18 protein-coding genes and 2 tRNA genes are annotated in these 18294 nt (G+C 65.5%); 6 read left to right on the top strand and 14 right to left on the bottom strand.

All coding sequences use genetic code 11. The features are described 5' to 3' along the window. Positions 1 to 162 precede the first annotated feature (162 nt). The 12 genes from GIW57_RS14040 to GIW57_RS13985 all read right to left on the bottom strand — a co-directional run bounded on the left by GIW57_RS14040 (position 163) and on the right by GIW57_RS13985 (position 12583). Positions 163 to 1779 carry a DNA cytosine methyltransferase gene (locus tag GIW57_RS14040; protein ID WP_034030438.1) on the bottom strand — a complete coding sequence of 539 codons (1617 nt, stop codon included), beginning with the start codon at positions 1777 to 1779 and terminating at the stop codon, positions 163 to 165. Between the two features lie 538 nt (positions 1780 to 2317). Continuing rightward, a complete protein-coding gene (locus GIW57_RS14035; protein WP_034030437.1) occupies positions 2318 to 4330 on the bottom strand; it encodes a DNA topoisomerase III in 2013 nt (670 codons plus the stop codon). A gap of 273 nt (positions 4331 to 4603) precedes the next feature. Next, the gene (locus GIW57_RS14030) at positions 4604 to 5056 is read right to left on the bottom strand and encodes a single-stranded DNA-binding protein (RefSeq protein ID WP_034030436.1); all 453 of its coding nucleotides are present in this window, start codon (positions 5054 to 5056) and stop codon (positions 4604 to 4606) included. A 73-nt stretch (positions 5057 to 5129) separates the two neighbouring features. Next, complete coding sequence (locus GIW57_RS14025; RefSeq protein WP_034030434.1) at positions 5130 to 5657, bottom strand: DUF3158 family protein; 528 nt, start codon at positions 5655 to 5657, stop codon at positions 5130 to 5132. Beyond that, positions 5654 to 6433, bottom strand: coding sequence for a PFL_4669 family integrating conjugative element protein (locus GIW57_RS14020; protein ID WP_034030432.1), 780 nt, complete (start codon positions 6431 to 6433; stop codon positions 5654 to 5656). The genes GIW57_RS14025 and GIW57_RS14020 overlap by 4 nt, the downstream gene beginning before the upstream one ends. Before the next feature lie 448 nt (positions 6434 to 6881). Further along, a complete protein-coding gene (locus GIW57_RS14015) occupies positions 6882 to 8129 on the bottom strand; it encodes an STY4528 family pathogenicity island replication protein (RefSeq protein WP_034030430.1) in 1248 nt (415 codons plus the stop codon). A gap of 2 nt (positions 8130 to 8131) precedes the next feature. After that, positions 8132 to 8692, bottom strand: a complete 561-nt coding sequence (locus GIW57_RS14010) for a DUF2857 domain-containing protein (RefSeq protein ID WP_034030429.1) — start codon at positions 8690 to 8692, stop codon at positions 8132 to 8134. A gap of 15 nt (positions 8693 to 8707) precedes the next feature. Continuing rightward, positions 8708 to 10363 carry a ParB family protein gene (locus GIW57_RS14005; protein WP_034030426.1) on the bottom strand — a complete coding sequence of 552 codons (1656 nt, stop codon included), beginning with the start codon at positions 10361 to 10363 and terminating at the stop codon, positions 8708 to 8710. Further along, a complete protein-coding gene (locus tag GIW57_RS14000; protein ID WP_034030424.1) occupies positions 10356 to 10604 on the bottom strand; it encodes a hypothetical protein in 249 nt (82 codons plus the stop codon). Before GIW57_RS14000 ends, GIW57_RS14005 begins: the two co-directional genes overlap by 8 nt. After that, positions 10588 to 11463: a ParA family protein gene (locus GIW57_RS13995; RefSeq protein ID WP_034030422.1), complete on the bottom strand. Its 876-nt coding sequence runs from the start codon at positions 11461 to 11463 to the stop codon at positions 10588 to 10590. The genes GIW57_RS14000 and GIW57_RS13995 overlap by 17 nt, the downstream gene beginning before the upstream one ends. A gap of 42 nt (positions 11464 to 11505) precedes the next feature. Continuing rightward, on the bottom strand, positions 11506 to 11718 hold the full coding sequence (locus tag GIW57_RS13990; RefSeq protein WP_011347600.1) for an AlpA family transcriptional regulator: 213 nt from the start codon (positions 11716 to 11718) through the stop codon (positions 11506 to 11508). A gap of 118 nt (positions 11719 to 11836) precedes the next feature. Continuing rightward, positions 11837 to 12583, bottom strand: a complete 747-nt coding sequence (locus GIW57_RS13985; protein ID WP_034030533.1) for a hypothetical protein — start codon at positions 12581 to 12583, stop codon at positions 11837 to 11839. Positions 12584 to 13521: 938 nt separating this feature from the next. Between GIW57_RS13985 and GIW57_RS13980 the strand changes: the two genes are divergently transcribed. From GIW57_RS13980 to GIW57_RS13970, 3 genes are all read left to right on the top strand, one after another. Further along, positions 13522 to 13597, top strand: a tRNA-Gly gene (locus tag GIW57_RS13980). Positions 13598 to 13663: 66 nt separating this feature from the next. After that, positions 13664 to 13737: transfer RNA gene (locus GIW57_RS13975), tRNA-Cys, on the top strand. Between the two features lie 126 nt (positions 13738 to 13863). Further along, positions 13864 to 14433 (top strand): DUF998 domain-containing protein, encoded by a 570-nt coding sequence (locus GIW57_RS13970; protein ID WP_236511584.1) that lies wholly within the window; start codon positions 13864 to 13866, stop codon positions 14431 to 14433. 46 nt (positions 14434 to 14479) lie between these two features. Here GIW57_RS13970 and GIW57_RS13965 read toward each other — a convergent pair whose 3' ends face one another. Next, positions 14480 to 15049: a flavin reductase gene (locus GIW57_RS13965; protein ID WP_100465711.1), complete on the bottom strand. Its 570-nt coding sequence runs from the start codon at positions 15047 to 15049 to the stop codon at positions 14480 to 14482. 177 nt (positions 15050 to 15226) lie between these two features. Here GIW57_RS13965 and GIW57_RS13960 point away from each other — a divergent pair, with 177 nt between their 5' ends. Beyond that, entirely contained in the window at positions 15227 to 15931 is a 705-nt protein-coding gene (locus GIW57_RS13960) for a winged helix-turn-helix domain-containing protein (RefSeq protein WP_100464641.1), read from the top strand. Positions 15932 to 16064: 133 nt separating this feature from the next. After that, on the top strand, positions 16065 to 16334 hold the full coding sequence (locus tag GIW57_RS13955) for a hypothetical protein (protein WP_089240177.1): 270 nt from the start codon (positions 16065 to 16067) through the stop codon (positions 16332 to 16334). Positions 16335 to 16347: 13 nt separating this feature from the next. Here the strand turns inward: GIW57_RS13955 and GIW57_RS13950 are convergent, their stop codons facing one another. Continuing rightward, on the bottom strand, positions 16348 to 17430 hold the full coding sequence (locus GIW57_RS13950) for a hypothetical protein (RefSeq protein WP_100464644.1): 1083 nt from the start codon (positions 17428 to 17430) through the stop codon (positions 16348 to 16350). A 261-nt stretch (positions 17431 to 17691) separates the two neighbouring features. On the opposite strand from GIW57_RS13950, the gene GIW57_RS13945 reads away from it, so the two are divergent. Continuing rightward, positions 17692 to 18207, top strand: coding sequence for an ATP-binding protein (locus GIW57_RS13945; RefSeq protein ID WP_100464647.1), 516 nt, complete (start codon positions 17692 to 17694; stop codon positions 18205 to 18207). The last annotated feature ends 87 nt before the right edge of the window (positions 18208 to 18294 follow it).

Below are 18294 nucleotides of genomic sequence, written 5' to 3'. Positions count from 1 at the left end.
TCGATGCCCCGGTGGGCAGCGTTCGCCGGTGAGATGCCTAGGCGAACTGGCGGGTGGCGTGGATGAAATCCACGGCAGCCTTGACACCCTGGCTGCGGGCTGCTGCCGATACGTCGGCAATGCAGGAGGGAGAATGGCGCGGCCCACAGGCTGCGTCGCCGATCAATCCGAAGCGGTCGAGCCCGTCTTGTGCAGGCACTGCACGAGGCGTTGGCCCAGCCATGCCATGCATGGGACGGCCATGGAGTTGCCGATTGCTTTGTAGCGCGGAGCATCCGCGGCGGGCTTGCCGCGGTACGGGATCAGCGTGTAGTCGTCGGGCATGCCTTGCAGCCGCTCGCACTCCACGGGCATCAACCGCCGCACCCGCCAGTGCGACCAGTCGTCGGGGCCAGGGTCGTTCCAGTCATAGCGGAAATGCGCCTCGAAGTCGGGGGCCAGCACATGGGGCTTGTCCGCGCCGCCGCCGCTGGTGCGCAGCGCGGCCGCTACGCTGCCGCCAAGCTCGGCGGCAAGGCCCTGCTCGCGGCCGCGCAGAGACACGCAGGCCACCATCGGCACCCCGTAGCCTGGCTTGCCGTTGGACAGCACGGTGCAAGCCACCTGTCCATGGCCGGACTCGAAGCGCACTTCACCGCGGTTGTTCTGCGCGAACGCGATGGCGGGCACGACCCCTGCGTTCGCATGGCTGTTGCGATGGCCGCCAGCGCGCAGCGTCGGCGTCAGGTCGAGCGTGGCATCCGCGCCGCTGCCCTGGGCGGTGAAGGCGATGATCGGAACGCCCTTGCCGGTGCCGTCCTCGCTGCTGCCCTTGCCGTTGTTGGCGGTGTCGAGGGTGTGGGCGATGCTGCCGGCGACCGACTGCACCATGAACGTCTCGGTGCGGATGTCGTGCTTGGGGCCAGCGGCCATCAGGCATGCCGCCACATCGACGGGGCCAATGCCGCCGCTGAATCCGAACGTCGTCGTGACCTTGCCGTAGGGCTGCTTCAGTCCTGCGAATCCTGCAAGTCCTGCGCATGCGCCTGCTGCTTCAGCACCCGGTCCAGCATCGTGGGCAGCTTCTTGCCACGGCGCGCGGCCCGCACAAGAATCCCCGAGCAGGCCTGCGCGCTCAAAAAGTACTTCTGCGGGATCGAGGTCATCTCCACCACTTGCCACAAGAAACACGCGCTTGCGGCGTTGGGCGACACCGAAATATTGAGCGTCGAGCACGCGCCACGCGATGCGACGGCGGGGTCCAGACACACAACCAGCGTGCGCCCATTTTTCCCCTGGCGGTTGGAGCGCACGGCTTTCTCCGGCCAGTGCCCCCAGGAAATGCCCGAAGGCATTGCTGCGGTCATTGAGGACGCCGGGGACGTTTTCCCAGACGAGCGTGGCCGCCGGGCGGCGGTCTTGTTGGCGGGTTTGGTCGATGGCATTGGCAAGCTCCACATAGGCAAGGGAAAGGGCTCCGCGCGGGTCATCCAGCCCGCGACGGCTACCTGCAACGCTGAACGACTGGCACGGCGTGCCGCCGACCAGGATGTCGGGTGCCGGCACGGTGCCGACGCGCACCTGGCGGGCGATCGCGGTCATGTCGCCCAGGTTGGGCACGCGGGGGTAACGGTGGGCGAGCACGGCGCTCGGGAACGGCTCGATCTCGGCGAACCACGCGGCTTCGAGGCCGAGGGGTTGCCAGGCGAGGCTCACGGCCTCGATGCCGCTGCACACGCTGCCGTACAGCAGTGGCGCGGCCTGGGGCGCACCGCGTGGGGTGCGAGGTTGCGGGTTCATGTCGGGTCTCCTGTTCGTGTGGCCCAGGACCGTGTGGCCGGGCCGGGACGTTGATCGGCAGGAGAAAGGCGCCGAAGGCCTTGCGGCCTCCGGCTCGGGAGGACGGAACCACCCGTGGGCTGATTGGCAGGCCTGGTCGTCGCTAGAACCGGCTGCTCATCAAGCAATCGCACCCGGCGCATGTCGTGGTTGGCGCCGGCATCTTCTGGCGCACATCCGCGCACAAAAGGAGCCCAGTTTTTCGCCGTTGGGCACGGCATCGAATACCGCTGACCACGAAGGGTCTCCGGGTGGCTCGCAGGCGGGCAAGCCATCGGGGGACCCTTCGCAGAAGCGGAAAAATGCAGATCAGCAGAACGCGCCGGAAACCCCGGACACGGTTCGCGGAGAAGCTACCTTCAGGCCCCGCGGCCGGGGGCGGCCGAGCGGGACGCGCACACGGACAAGAGAAGGCGTTGCGCGCTGGGCGTCCCGCAGGGCGTGCGGGACATGGGCCACGCCGCCGATGGCGGGCACGGCTCTCGGGGAACGGGGTCGGTCAAGAGCCTTTGCGGCCGCTATTGCGCGGGCGCGAGGCACCGCGCTTGGACGCGCCGGTTTCGACCGGCAGCGTGCCTTTGCAGTCGGGGTAGCGACTGCACGACCAGAAGGGGCCGGTCTTGCCGGTGCGCTGGCGCGTGGGTGCGCCGCACTGCGGGCAAGCAGGCCCCTGGGGAACCTTGATGGACAGCGAGGTGCTGCCGTACTGCGCGATCAGTTGCGAAATCCATGCGGCCTGCTTGCCGATGAACACGTCCAGGGTGAGTTGTCCGGCCTCGATCATGTCGAGCGCCTGTTCCCACACGGCGGTGGTTCCGGGGTCGGCAATCGCCGCGGGTACGGCATCGATCAAGGTGAACGCCGCATCCGATGCGCGAATGGAGCGCCCCTTCTTCACGATGTAGCCGCGGGCGATCAACCCACTGATGATGTTGGCCCGTGTCGCCTCGGTGCCGATGCCGACCGTATCCTTGAGCTTCTGCTTCAGGCGCGGGTCCGTCACCAGCTTGGCGACCCCCTTCATGGACTTGACCAGTTCGCCCTGCGTGTACGGCTTGGGCGGCATCGTCTTGAGCGCCTTGATCTCGGCCTCGGCCACCTGGCACGCCATGCCCTGGCGCAGCGCGGGGAGTACCTGGCTGCGCGCGGTGGTTTCCCCGTCCTCGTCCGCTTGCGGCTCGGCCAGCACCAGGCGCCAACCCTGGGCGGCCACCTGCTTTCCGGTGGCCACCAGCTTCTGCTGGCCGCAGGACAGCTCGGCGATCGTGCGGTCGAACTCGTGATGAGGGAGGAACTGCGCCAGGTAGTGCGCCCGGATGAGCCGGTACACGGCCAGCTCCTTCTCGCTCATCGCAGAGAGGTTCGCGGGTTCGAGCGTCGGGATGATGCCGTGGTGGGCCGTGACCTTGCCGTCGTTCCAGGCGCGCGAGCGCTGCGAGTGGTCGAGTTGGCCCATGATCGGGCGCAGCGAGGGATCGGTCTTGAGCAGGCTGTCCAGGACAGTCGGCACTTCCGCGAACATGCTTTCGGGCAGGTAGCCGGAATCCGAACGCGGGTACGTCGTGGCCTTGTGTGTCTCGTACAAGGCCTGCGCGATTTCGAGGGTCTCTTGAACATCCAGCCCAAGCTGCTTGGAACAAACCTCCTGAAGCGTTCCCAAGTCGAACAGCAGCGGTGGCCCTTCGCGCACGCGCTCGGTCTCGACCGACACCACCTGGGCGCTGCTCGCAGCGCGGATCTGCTGCGCGGCCTGCTGGGCGATAGGCTGCTGCAGGCAGCGGCCGGCATCGTCGGTGCAGCCATCTGGCGGAACCCACTGCGTGCTGAAAGCCTGACCGCCCGCGGACAGGGACACGTCGATGGCCCAGAACGGCACCGACTTGAAGGCCGCGATCTCGCGGTCGCGGTCCACGACGAGCTTCAAGGTCGGCGTCTGGACGCGACCGACGGACAGCACGCCGTCGTAGCCGGCCTGACGCCCGAGCACCGTGAACAACCGGCTGAGGTTCATGCCCACCAGCCAGTCGGCGCGTGAGCGCGCAAGCGCCGAGTAGTACATCGGCAGCGTGTCGGATGAGGGCCGCAACTTGCCGAGCGCGGTGCGGATCGACGCATCGTTGAGCGCCGACAGCCATAGCCGCTCGATGGGGCCGCGGTAGCCGCACAGGTCGATGATCTCGCGGGCGATCAGCTCGCCCTCACGGTCGGCATCGGTGGCGATGACCAGATGGGTCGCCTTCGCCAGAAGCGCCTTGACGACCTTGAATTGCGTGGCGGTCTTCGGTTTGACATCGACCCGCCACCGCTGGGGAATGATGGGCAACTGCTCAAGCGACCAGCGTTTGAGCGCCGCGTCATAGACCTCGGGAGCTGCCGCTTCTACGAGATGGCCGATGCACCAGGTAACGGTGACGCCGGAGCCGCTGAGACAGCCTTCACCGCGCTGCGTCGCGCCGAGAATCCGGCCAATGTCTTTGCCCTGGGAGGGCTTCTCGCACAAAAACAGCCGCATGTCCGTCCATCCGAATTCCGTGGTTCATTGAGTTGCTGGAATCGAGGATGCCGAGCACCACCAGGGGCAGCAGCAAACAAGCCGCATGCGGTGGCGACCACTTTCACGGGATGGAATGGCGAGGACGGGAGTGGCGTGTGATCGAGTGTGTGCGGTTCGGGAGCCGCGGTTTTCGGGAGCGCGTGGAAGCCGGTGGACGTTGATGGAGCTATCCCCTGGGGATAGCTTGCGAGGGCGTGGGGCGACGGACGACTGCCGCCGCCCCATGCTGCATCACTTCCTGCGCTTCGGCTCCTTCGGCGCGGTCGGTTCCTGGGCGGCCTGGGGCTTCGTCTGCGTGTCCTGCGCGGTCTCCTGCTGCCTCGGGCTGAGGGTCACGGACTCGATGCGGAACGGCAGGATGCCGACGCTGCGCGCGTTGATCTGCCAGGTCTCGCGCAGCTGATCCTCGTTGTCCGTCCAGGGTTCGCGCTCCATGCGGCCGACGACCAGCACGCGCATGCCTTTCTGGTACAGGTCCTTCCAGTGCGCGGCGTCGCGGTGCCAGATTTCCACCGGCGCCCAGAAGCCGCCGCGATCCTCGAAGTCGCCGCCCTTGGTGGGGACGGGGTTGTCGAAATACACGTTCAGCCGCAGCAAGCGCCGCGGCTCCTCGTTGCCGTTGGGGAACTCCCGGTACTCGGGGGGCGAGCCGATGTTGCCCTCGCCAGAAAAATGCGTGCTCATGTTGCAATCTCCTTGGTGGTTGAAATACCCGCACCTGGTCGGTGACGGGCGCGTGCTGGGTTGCCCGGCGCGATCACGGATCACGCAGCGCGGGTGGGGTGGACTTGAGCCGGCGCAGGTAGGCGTCTTCCGCCGCGGCGGCTTTGCTGGCGCACTCCTGGGCCTGCCTGCCCAAGGTGTGCAACAGGCTGACCTGCATGTTCAGCGTGATGCGCTGAAGCTCGATCGCGTGCAGGTCGGCGAGTAGGTTGACCGGCGTGCTGGTACTCGCCATCAGCTCCTGCCACAGGGCCACGCCCATGGCCGAGCGGTCATGCTTGCGCCAGCGCAGAAAGGTCGTGCCTGCGCCAGTGGTCTGCTGGGCCAGCTCGATGGGCAGCAGGTGGAAGGGATGCCCGATCGCCTGTGGCAGCACTTGTCGCTGCGCCAAGCCAATCAAGTTGTCGCGCATGGCGAAACACTGGCTGGCCCATGCCTCCAAGTCCCCTTTACCTTTAAAAGGCTTTAAAAGGCCTTTTAGAGAGCCTGCGTGTTCCAGCCTCATGAAGGCTGGGTGTTGCAGGGCGCGGATGTAGCGGGTGTCGCGGTTCGGGTCGCTCATGCCTGCTCGTCCTCGTCGGCCGTCACTTCGGGGTCCTCGGTTGCGGCGGCCTCGTCGCTGGGGGATGCGGTGGCGGCAGGACCGTCACCGCGCTGCTGCAAGCCACGGCGCGCGATGGGCGGCGCGAACTTCGAGCGGCGCGTGCCTTCGAGCACGTCCTGCGGCAGTTCGCCGAATTTCTCCAATGCCCCCCGGGCTGCGGCATTCTTTGCAGCGAAGTCGTCGCGTGTGCAACCCGAATAGCGGTACTGCTGGGCCAGGCTGAAAAGACTGCGCAGCGCATGCGCGCCTTCGTTGAGCCAGCGTTCGAGCGTCGAGCGATCGATCAGCGCAGTGTGGTGCGCGAGGATCAACTTGCGGGCGATGTCGTCGTAGTCGGCGAGCAGATACACGGCGGCAAAGCCGAGCTGCGCATTGACGAACAGCGGCAGCTTGACGGGTTGTACGTTGAGGTTCTCGCCCAGGGTCAGTGCCGGCGGCACGCTCGCCAGGGCCTGGTCCACCTGTTCGCGCAGCGATTGCAGCGTAGCCTTGGTCTGGTCGAGCTTGTCCTCGATGCGCAGCATCCAGAAGTCGCTGTACGGGTCGTCCTGCTCCGAGCCGCGCCGCATCTTGTTCATCTGGGCGATGTAGCCGTTCAGGCCGACAATGCCAGGTCGCCCCTCGGCGGCAGCGCGGCCGTGCCAGATGCGCGAGGCGTGGTGGGTGTGCAGCGTCAGCGACATCGCGCTGCGCAAGGAGCCGAGGTTCAGCTGCAGAGGTTCATTGGTTGCCATGGTGTCCGCTCGTTGTGGGAAAAGAGCGGCCAGCTTCGGCAGGAAGCGGAAGGCAGTCAGTCAACAAACCGAAACCCGCCCGTCCCCGGTTCACGGCGCGGCGGTCGAATGCGTCGCGAGCTATCCCCAGGGGATAGCGCCATGGAGCGCCAAGGAACGCTGCGCGCCTGGATCAGCGTGGACAGGGCCGAGCCCGCGGCAGGCGATCGAGGCATGGCTTGCAGCGGTTCGACGTCGTAGCTGTCAGTGGAACTATCCCCAGGGGATAGTTCCATGGAGCGCCAAGCAACGCTGCGCGCCCGGATCAAGCGCGGATAGGGCCGATCCCGCCGCAGGCGATCGGGGCTTGGCGTGCAGCGGTTCGACGTGTAGCCGTCAGTGGAACTATCCCCTGGGGATAGCTCTACTGGAAGCCACTGGCATCCACTTCACCGGCTTGCAAGCCCGCTCACTTGCTGGCGAGCAGGTTGCGCAGCCGCTCGATGTGCTGCCTGGCGACTTCTGGCGGCACCGGCTTGCTCTGTGGCTGGGATGGTGGCGGTGCTGGTGGTGGCCGCTCATTCGGCGGAGCGTGTGCCGATGGCGCGTCTTTCTTGGCCCAGGCGTTGAACTCGCCATGGATGGCCCGCTGGATGATGCCGAACAGATACCCCGCGGGATTGCGGATGCCGCGGCTGCTGCATCGAGTGGCCCATTCGTCCAGCACGGCCTGCCTCAGCGCGGCATCGACTTGCTGCAATGCCACCCGCGCACCTGTCTGCTGCTCTGCCTTCAGTTCCGCGAAGCGTTTGGGCCATTGCAGGTCACCCAGCGCGCGCGCCTGCGCGGTAGTACGTACTTCATTAATACGACTACTACGTACTGTACGGGCCTGCTTCGGATTCCGAAGAGAGGCGTCTGGCGCGGGTTTCGGCCCTGCTTCGGATTCCGAAGTGGGGTCATCGGGATTCCGAAGAAGGCTCGTCGGCCCTTCTTCGGAATCGTGAGCGGCATCCTCCTGTGGATAACTTTCGGTCGCCGTGATGCCTTGGCTGGCGAGGCGTTCGGCCAGGACCTGCAGCCGTGACGGCAGCGTGCGGCCGGAGAGCAGCGGGTCTTCCGCGATTTCCTTGAGTGTGTGCAGGCCGACCATCTGGACGGCCTTGGCCGAGTGGCCGAGGGACTGGCTGACCAGCGCCAGGTAGTCGGCGTCGAGCTGCATCGCTTCAAAGGGCGTCAGCGGCTCGTCATGCAGGACATAGAGGTTGCCGAGGATGCGGCCGGTCTTGGGGTCGCGCCGTCGCCGCACCAGGCTCAGCCATCGGGTGAGGCGCAGCAGCGTCAGGGCTCGCGCCACGGTTTCGTGTGAGGCTTGCCCGGCGCAGGGCATCGACGCCAGCCAGGGCCGAAGCTGTTCATACGTCGGGAACGCCGTCACGCCATCGTCGTTGAGCATCAGCCGGAAGACCTGCCAGGCGTTGCGCTCCAGCGGCGTCAGGCGACGGTCGAGGAAGAGCCGCCGCGGTACGGTCTCGTGCCGGTTGCCACTGAACAGGAAGGCATCGCCAGACGCCGGGCCTGTGGGCATCGCGACAGGCGTGGGGTGCGAGGGGGGCGGGTCGGTTTTGGGCTTGGGCGCAAGGTCGTTCAGCGCAGCGTCGAACAGGTCTGCGAGTGCTGTGAGGCCACGACGTGGTGCGGTGTCGTCCACGGCCATGGTCAACCTAATCCCTGATCGACCCAGCTCTTGATCGAGGCCCAGACCACCGAAAGAGGCAGCGACATGCTTTCTGCCAAGTCCATGGTGGCGTCGAGGATGGAGGTTTCGTCTTCGAGATCGACGTTCCTGCTGCTGGTCACGGCCTTCCATTGCCGCCACAGCTCCGTGTCCTGCTTCTCGTCCAACACGGGATGGCGGCCCTTGCGCTTGGGCAGGCCCAGGATTTCGCGGCGAAGCGCTACCTCCTGGTGGGTCAAACCATAGAACCGGCTGACCATCTCGGTGCTCGCACCCAGCCTGAGCATGCGATCGACCGTGGCGATTTCCTTCTCCACGTCCTGCGCCTGCTTGAGCAGTCGCCGAAGGACCTCGCGGTTGACCGTCACGGAGCACCAGGAGACGTTGGCGTTGGCCAGCACGCTGATCAGCGCGGGATGCTTGAGGGCGTCCAGTTCTTCCTCGCCAAACCCCATCAGCTTGCAGCGGCGCAGCTGCCCATTGCGCAGGTCATAGAGGGCCTGGGCGATGACGGCCTGGTTGAGTGGGTGTGGTGCGGACATGCTGGTCTCCCTCGGTCACGTTCCAGGGGCGGCAGCGCCGGCGTCCAGGTCGAGCAGACGGCGGGCCAGCCGCAGCAGCCGGAACAGCTTGACCAGTGCGGTGTCGCTCAGCCGCCGGGTTGCATGCCCTTGTCCATGCAGCAGTGCCGACAGGTCGATGACGAATTGCGCGTTATCCAGGCCGACATCGGCGGGCTGCTGACCGGCCAGACATGCCAGCAGCGCCAGAGCGGCACGGCCAAGCGGCCCTGGGTCCTGGGCGTAGGCACGGCAAGCGAAACCGATGCCGTCTGGACTGTCTTCGATGCACTCGTCCAGGCCGGCGTCACCCGCGATCTCGCGCGCGAACTGCGCGACGTGGATGCGCAGGCGCTCGGGCGTCTCCAGACTCGCGTCGATGTACCAGACATCAGAGATCGGATAGAGCCCGCCAGCTTGCACGGGGATTGACTGCAAGACGTTCGCCGAGAAGTCGGGCGGCAACGCATCGCCCAATTGGTCGGCGACCATGCGCTGGATGGACTGGAGCCGTTCGGTCGTCGGCGCCGGCGAGACGATGTGCTCCTGAAGCCGCTGATGATCGGTTGCCGGACTCGCCGTCCTCGCCTCGTTGGCATCTGTGTCGCTCTCTCGCGCTGAGGGGGCAGACGCGGGGCCTGCAGGCTGCGCTGCCGATACGGGCTCTGTGGTAGGCGGCGCGGTGTTGGCAGGTGGACGCGCGATAGCCCCAGGCTCCGGCAAGGCGAGCGGTGTCGAGGGTGGCGTCGGATCACTGACCAGAGCGCGCTGGCGGCTCTCGGATTCGGTCATGTCCAGCGCGAGCACGTCGTAATCGACGCCCAGCAGCTCGGCCATCTGGCCGATCAGCTCGTCCTGTACGCGCTGCGCGGAGAACTCATCGGCCTGCACATCAAACTGCGACAAGACTTCCTGGAAGAACTCGTCGAAGTCCTGGACCGGCGTGCGGCCCTTGGCGTAGCGCTCCCACGCGAACATGCAGGCCTTGCGCATGACCGACAGGCGTTCGACCTGGTGGCGGCCGAGGCCAGCATAGAGCACGGCGGGGATCGCGGGCAGGAGGTAGCGCACCGTGTCGTTCATGCGGCTGATGTGCGACTGCTGGACCGGGAAGCCATCGGCCGCAAGGCGGCGGGCCAGTTCGGATTGGCTCAAGGTGGTGCCGCTTTCCTGCTCGTAGAACTCGCGCGCCTTCTCGACACCGAGAGCGCGCTCGATGAACGTGAGGCCGCCGCGCAATTCGTTCTCGGCCAGATGGCCGGTCAGCATGACAACTTCGCCACGACTGGGCCACGGGCGGAACAGGCACGATATGCGGAAGAACCGCTCGTCCTTGGTCTCCGACCACAGCTCCCGCAGGATGGCCAACCGCGTGTTGCCGCCGTTGCGGATGATGTAGTGTTCCTCGCCAGGCCGTCGGGTGATGGCCGGTGCCGCGTCCAGCCCGCGCTCGCGGATGGACGCCTTGATGTCCTCGTAGGCCGGATTGCGCTTCTTGCGTGGGTCGTGGTCGTAGGGACGCAGTTGGTCGAGGGTCACGACCATGGGCGTGTCGGCGATCGGGTCGCTCAAGGCCGCCGCGGACGGACCGCTGCGCTCGAACCCCGCTGCGAGCAGTTTGCCGGCCATTTGCTGGGAGGTGATCTCAGCCATGGCAGCCTCCCTGCGCCTGGGATCGGGCCTCGCGCTCGGCGCGGCGGATTTGCGCGCGGGCGTTGAGGGCCGCTCGGTGGTCGCTGGCCGTCGAACTGGTGTAGATCGCGGCGCAGCCTGCCTTGGTGAATTTGAGGTGGCCGCCCGGCGTGCGCTTGACGTGCCAGCCCTCACCGACAGCGAATTCGATCAGGGCGCGCAGCCGCTTGTGGCCTCGGGCCAGTTCATGTGCGTTCGCCATGGGGCCTCCCGGTATCAAGAGGGAATGGCGGGCGGCCGGACACCGCGGCAAATCGGTGCTGCCATTGCGGGAACAGTTCGCCAGCGAGGTCGCGCATGGTGTGGAGCGCGGCGGGGGCGACTCTGCCCGGTGGCTGGCGGTACTCGACCCGATGCACCGGCAGGCCGCGTGTCGCGGCGCGCGGATAGGCCTCGATGGCCGGCACGTCGGTGGTCAGCACCCGGATGCCGGCATGATCTTGAAACAGGTCGCGCAGGGCCTGTTGGATCAGCCGAGCGTTCGCCGACACCGGGTGGACGCGGTTGATGAGCAGATGCAGCGCCGGTGGTTCGATGCCCAGGTGCCGGTACGGTGCTATGTCTTCGAGCAACTGCATGGTGCCGCGCCGCAACTCGCGGGCCGCGAGGATTTCCGGGGTCACGGGCGACAGCGCAACGTCGGAGGCGAGCACCGCCATCTCCAGCAGCACGGAGCGCGCGCCCTGGGTGTCGATCAGCACCAGGTCATAGAGCGGAGCCAGGATCGGCAGCAGGTGCCGCAGCCGCAGGCGCCCATCCGGCGCGTGCAGCAGCAAGGTGTTCAACTCGCCCCGGTGGTCGTTGGACAGCACCAGGTCCAGGCCCGTGATGATCGTGCGGGACACGAGCTGGCCGAGGTCACGCTCGTTGAAGGCCAGCAACTCGTAGATGCCGCCAGGCGCGCGGTGGCCCAGTTCGTAGTAGGACGACAAGGTGGGCTGCACGTCGAGATCGATCAGCAGCACGCGCAGCCCCGCATCGGCGACGAGCCCGCCCAGGTTCGCGGCCGTGGTGGTCTTGCCGACGCCACCTTTCGTTGAAATGATGGATACGACCTGCATGGCGTTCTCCGTGTGAGGATGGAAGGTCCGCGGGAGAACGGGTCAGGCCCGGTTGTTGACGCGCTCGGCGATCCACTGGTCGATTTCGATGGAATCCCAGCCGACGGCACGCACACCCAGGCGCAGCGCCTGCGGGAACTGGCGCTTCTTCATCAGGTTGTAGATGTGGGCACGTTTGAAGCCGGACTTCGCTTCGACTTCTTCCAGGCGCAGGATGCGGCGCTCGTTGGGCGGCAGTACAGGTGTTTGCGACATGGCGGTCACTCCTGAACGCTCAGTGGCGTTTGTTGGCGTGACCTCTATTCAATAGACACGGCTGCGGAAAGACATTGCAAATGCAATCTCCGCGATTGCACATACAAGCTGGAAATCCTCAGAGCGTGGCGCTATGCAGCCGGCGCCTGGCCGTGGCGAACTTGCCGTTCAATGTCCGCTCGGCGATACCCATGACGCCGTGGTGATGGGCGACCAGTGCGCTGACCACGGCCTCCTGCGTCTTGAAGCTGGAGTACGGCGTGCCCGATGGCGACTGGCCGAGCATCAACTCCAGCATGGCCCCGATGATGTTCAGGTAGGTGGCCTCGGCCCGATCGCTGATCGGGCACTGCGCGCAGGCGGGGATCACCGTGGATTGCTTGAGCAGCGCATTGTGTTTGTCCTGCAACTCGCGAAGTTGGCGTCTGGACTGCTCCAAGGCGGATTTCAGCGCCAACTGTTCGACCAGCATGGCTTGCCCGGTCTCCAGCGAGATGACCGGATGGGCGATGCGTTCGCTGCGCGAGAATAGAAAGCCTGGCCGGTGCTCGGGGTAGTGCTGGTGCATCCAACGCTTCAGATCGACGTGGCGAACGGTGAGATCAGGGGAGTCGATCAAAGCGGGATCATGTGTCGTGATGCCGTTCTCCCCGAACGGCAACTCCCCGTTAAGGATTCCATCGTAGATGCGGTCGGTGTACAGGCGAAGCTCGCTCCAACGGGGACAATCTAACGACTTCGGTAGGTTCCTTGGCGACGAGATCGAGGCCAGGACAAGATGTTTGAACCGCAGCAACCCGGCCCACCTGATGGAGGCTTCAATCGGGCGATAGAACACCTTGGTTAGAGGTGGTTTGTCGTACATGCTCCCATCTCCTTCTAGGAGAACTACATAGCGACTCCTTTGGTGCCAACCTCATGGTCGGCCTCTGCAGAAGCGAGATCCGAGATCCGCTTGTTCATGGTCTTAATTGCGTCTCTACGGTTCGCGTTGCTGGTAGCCGGCGCGTGTTCGATGTGCAAAAATCTATTGGTCAAGTGAAGGCCGAGCATCGGGAAGCAAGCCCGACAGTGACGCTCACGCTATCAGGGTCGTAAGAAGTTGCGGCCTCTGCAAAACCGCCTGGGTATGACCTGATATGCCAGCGGTCTCAAGGGATGCGAAGAGGGCGCAATCCCCATCCAACGTCCAGTCAGACGCAGCGAATCCGCTCCCGTCATTCTTATCCTGGCATCCTGATATACCCATAAAGAATCGCGCGCCTACCCATCATGGCTAGGGTGTGCGTTCCTTTGGCGCGGCCTGCTCCGGTGAGTGCCACAGTGCGCCGGTGCGTGTACTTCCACGGTGGCATCCGAACTGCGCCGAGATCGGCGACATCGGAAGGCTGCTAGCTGGTCGGCATCGCATTCGATGTGGAAGCAGAGAACTGGTGTGGCGAGTTCGAGGCCGTCCGTATGGCGATGTTGCCGAATGCGGCTCCGGTGCGGAGTGCACGTCTCTGGACGTCGTTGGATTTCTTTGGACGAACTTGTTGCCGGGGACGAAAAACAAGGCTACAATTGAGGTCTTCGCTAGCCACCTCAGCGAAGAAAGTGTTTGGGAAACAACGACTTAGCGTCCTAGTACACGTCTCGTTTCCCGCTCCAGATTGCACAGGGCCCCGGTTGGGGCCTTGTTTTTCTCCCGCCCGGCAAGGCGGGGCACGTTGAGCCACAAGGCTTTGCGCGCAGTCAGAAAAGTGAAAACAGTTGTGAAATGGCTGGTGTGTGTCCCGGGCTTCCGGTACCATGACGGCTTATGCGGGAATAGCTCAGTTGGTAGAGCGCAACCTTGCCAAGGTTGAGGTCGCGAGTTCGAGTCTCGTTTCCCGCTCCATGTTCCGACAGGCCCCATCGCGGGGTTTTGTCATGTCAGGGGCGTCGTTCCTGATCGCAGTACGTTGGCCTCATGGCAGAGTGGCTATGCACCGGATTGCAAATCCGTTTACAGCGGTTCGATTCCGCTTGAGGCCTCCAATTGAAAAGCCCTGACTCTGGTCAGGGCTTTTTCTTTGCGCGGAACCTGGCACCCGCAGGCCATACCAAAATGCACATGCACCCCGACGGGGCCGGCTGCCAACGTCGCCGTCCTCTTCAGCAGTGGTGACCGCAGTGCGAAACCTGGCGATCCAGCAGGCCGTGTACATCCCTCTCGGCGCCATGCTGGCGCTGATTGCTTTTGCATTCACCGTGCCCGGCTACCACTCGCTCCCCCAGCACCTCAGCGAGCTTGGCCTGATGCCGGGGCTGCCGGCCAAGGCGGTGCAGGTCGGCCCTGTGGTCAGTGGCTCGGCCATCATCCTCTTCAGCCTCGCGTTGCTGGCGCAGAGTCGACGTTTCGCGCTCACTGCGCTCACCTCCACGCTGTTCGGGGTGTCCATGGTAAGCAATGGCGTCTTCACCACGGGCAGCCCGCTGCATGGCCTCTATGCCATCGGCATTTTCTCGATCCTGACTCCGCTGCTGTTCCTGGCAGAGCTGGGCCCGCAGGCGTCCACGCGGATGGCATGGTCCGCGCGCGCCTGCTCGCTGCTGGGCATGGCCTATCTGTGGCTGATGATGTCCGGCTTCGACCCGGAGCCCTATCGCGGCCTCACCCAGTGCCTTGCGCTGCTGCCGGCGTTCGGCTGGTACACCCTCGCGGCGCTGGAGCTGCGTCGATTCCGCGGTTGAGCCAAGCGCTTATTGTATCAAGCGCTGGCAGTGTGCAGCCAGATGTTCAAGCCGCGGCTGGCGCCGGATCGTCGGCGCGGAAATTGCGCGCCACCGGCGTGGTGGTGCCCACATAGTGGCGGAACAGGTAGATCAACGGTGCCCAGCGCTGCACGTCGATGTGCTGGGTGCCGGCGATGGTGATCGCCTCGTGTGCATGCACTTGGCAGATCCGTCCTTCGACGATCATGAAGCCCTGATCCTGCGTTCCGCTGGGCCGATGCGAGGCAAGCAGCGCGACCTCCACCTGCAGCGGGCATTCGGCGATCGCCGGTGGTGCCACCTGCACCGAGTCGACTGGGCTGAAGCCACCCAGTGCGAACTTGTCACGCACATGCACGTAGCCCATATCACGCTTCGAATCCGGCACAGGGGTGCGCGCGGTGGCGCGGGCGATGGCTTCGACCTGCGCCGCCTGCGTGGCATCTGCGAAGTTCAGTACGCATTCGCCGCGTGCCAGGAGGTTGCTGCAGCCTTGGCCCTGTTCGCCGATGCCGAGCACCACGCGGTCGCCCAACGCCCAGAATGACGAAAGCGGGCTGATGTTCGCACTGCCGTCTTCATTCAGCGTGGTCATCAGCACCACCGGCGTTCCCGGGTAGAGCACGGAGGGACGGATGCAGCGGCGTTGGAGGTCTTCCGATGGCATGCTTGAACTCGTTGGTTGCGGGCGATCACTGTGCCCTGTGCAAAGGCGCGGAAGCTTCGATCCGGGTCGAATGATGCGTGGCAGGGGGCGTGCCACAATGCGGCCATGGCCCAGACCTCCCGCTCTTTCATCAATGTCGGCACATTGGTCGGCGACCACGCACGCGCGGCCATGCTGTTGACGTTGATGGATGGCCGCGCGCACACGGCCTCCGAGCTGGCCGGCGTGGCTGGCATCTCGCCGCAGACGGCAAGCAGTCATCTACGGCGGTTGCTCGATGGCGGCATCCTGGTCGTGGCGGTACAGGGGCGTCACCGTTATCACCGGCTCGCCTCGACCGAGGTCGCCGACATGCTGGAAGGCATCCTGCGTTTCAGCGATCAACTGCCACCGCTCTCTCCGCGAACCGTCCGGGTCGATGCCGGCTTCCGCCGGGCACGCAGCTGCTATCGACACTTGGCGGGTGAATACGCTGTCGCCATCTCCGATCACCTGCTGGGCATCGGAGCGATCACCGCGGCTGCAGGCCATTGGCAGATGACGGCTGATGGCGCCGCTGTCCTGCGCGCCGTGGGCGAGCCGCTGGCAGAGCTGATCGAACGATCACCGCAGGTGAAGCCCGAGCGCTACTGCCGTGGCTGCCTGGACTGCACCGAGCGTCGCCCGCACATGGCCGGCATGGTCGGCGAAGCCATGCTGGAGAGCTTCCTGCAGAACCGCTGGCTGCGTCGCCTCGAGGGGCGGCGCGAACTGCAGGTCACGCCAGCCGGGCAGGCAGCTTTCCGCAGGCTGTTCGACGTGGGCGCCTGAGGACCGCCACGTGTCCCTGTCAGTCTCAGCCGGCCACGACATGGCGACGGGGTATGGTCGAGTTCTGGTCTTCGGGAGCAGCAATGGCAGGCAAGGACATGAGGGGCTGCATGCACGATGCAGCTGGCGGGCAATGAGCAGATCCACCGCAGATGTGCGCTGGCTTACATTCCGGCTGAAGAACGGGCAGTCCATCGGCCCCGATCAACTGAAGGACGGTTGGGTCCTCGCCTCGGAAAGCCGTCATTGTGATGTGCGCCGGGAACGCATCGAGGGCGCTGGTGTGGTCTATGCACTGTATGGCCCGCCAGATCTTCCGTCGCCGCGCCGCGCGGAGCTGCGCATGCGCGATTTCCTCATGCGCTCCGGGTATACCTTCACCATGGGTACGCTGGGCCACTGATCCGTTCGGCTGCTCAGAGGGGAGCCGCTGCTGCCTTCAGCGCCTCGACCACCTGCGAATCCACAAAGCCACAGTGGCCTTCGCCGACCGCAGGCAGGACACGCAGCAATGACGTGGCGCCCGCGCGCTCTGCCAGCTGCGGATACACCGCCTGCATGCGCGGCACGATGCTTGGGTCATTGTTGTTGAACTGGATCACCAGCGGCCGCTTGACCGCGCCGGTCAATGCCAGCTTGCCGCGCACATATCGCTGTGCCAGCGCGACCGGCGCGTGCCGCTGCACGCCCGCATTGAACGCCTTGTCGTCGCCGAATCCGCGGTAGACAGTCCTCAGATTGCCGACCGGCATGCCGCCGGCGCGCGTAGCCAGTTCGTGCAGGATCATCGCGTGCAGGCTGATCGTGCCCGGCAATGCCTCGGCGCTTACCTGCAGCCGTGTGGCCAGTTGCGCAGCGACGGCCGGCCGGCTCTGAAGCGCGGCGGCGATGCCTTGATAGAGCGCCATCTGCGATAGCGCCGCAGCGTCTGCCGATACCAGGCCCTGGCGGGGCAGCCCCTCGGCCTCGGGGAAGAAATAATCGAACGCCACCAGTGTGGTCAGCAGGTCGTTGGCCAACTGCTCGCCGGGCAGGTTGGCGCCACACAGCGAAACACCTCCGTTGTAGTGCTGCGGCAGGCGTTCGAGAGTGGCGATGGCCACCGCACCGCCCATCGAAAAGCCCAGGATCCAGGTGCGGTGTACGTCCTTCAATTCGGATTGAGCGTGCGTGCGCAGGCGTTCCATGTCGTTGATCGCATCTGCCACTGCCCAGCCCTGGCTGGCATAGGCGCTCTGGGCAACGGCGTAGCCCGCTGCAAGCAGGCCAGCGGTGCTGTCGTTGGCCGGCATCGGTGAAGGCTGCGGAACGCCGACCGGTTCATAGCCATGCGCCAGCATCACCAGTTCACCGTTCCAGCCGGTGGGCACGTCCAGGCGCCAGCGTGCGCCTTGCAGTTCGCCGCTGGAGGTGCGCGGCGTGGCTGCAGGTGCGGCGGACAGCGGGGTGTGTGGCAGCAGCAGGGCCACGGCCAGGGCGAGTCGAAAACGTGGACGCATCGTGACCTTCCTTGCAGGGCGTGTGGCGAGGATAGGGCTGAATAGTGCAAGGGGCGCGCTGCACCGCATCAGTGGCTTGCCCAGGCGCCTGATCTGACGCTAGTGTGGGGGAATGGTGACCCAGCGCATTCCGGCGATTATCCGAATTCCCCACGGGAAGGCGGGTTAGCGCGCGGCTGTTCCAGCCATGCAACCCGCCCGGGAGGGCGGGCTGCCACCGCTCCCGGGCGATCGACGTTCCTTCGCCCTCGGAGATGGCACATGCAGCTACTTCCCAGCAATACACACGATTGCCCGGCCACCCTGCACCTGGTATGCGGCAAGATCGGAGCAGGCAAATCCACGCTGTCCCGGCAGTTGTCGATGCAGCCGCGGACTGCGCTGATCTGCGAAGACACCTGGCTGGCGGCACTCTATCCCGGCCAGATCACGTCCGTGGCCGACTACCTGCGGAACGCGGCGGCGTTGCGCGGCATTCTTGCCGACCACGTCTGCTGCCTGCTGCAGGCGGGGGTGTCGGTAGTGCTCGACTTTCCCTCCAATACCCCCGCCAGCCGCGCATGGGCGCGGCAGATATTCGTTCGCGCCGGCGCGGCGCATCGGCTGCACTTCCTGGACGTCCCTGATGAGGTCTGCAAGGCGAGGCTGCGCGCGCGCAATGCTGCTGGCGCGCATCCATTCCAGGCTACGGAGGCCGAGTTCGAGCGGATTACCCGCCATTTCGTTGCTCCTGCCGAGGAAGAGGGATTCGACGTGATCCACCTACCCGGAGGATGAGCCCTTGTTCCGGCTTGAGCCGCCGTGCCGGTAGGTCTTGAATCCGATACGATCTGACGTATCTGCCTTCTTCCGCTTGATCTGGAG

Origin of the sequence: Stenotrophomonas sp. PA-6-5C (assembly GCF_021605635.1) — a bacterium.
GTDB classification, from domain to species: domain Bacteria; phylum Pseudomonadota; class Gammaproteobacteria; order Xanthomonadales; family Xanthomonadaceae; genus Stenotrophomonas; species Stenotrophomonas lactitubi.
The sequence above is the reverse complement of the archived record's forward strand: the minus strand, read 5'-3'. Positions and strand labels throughout refer to the sequence as shown.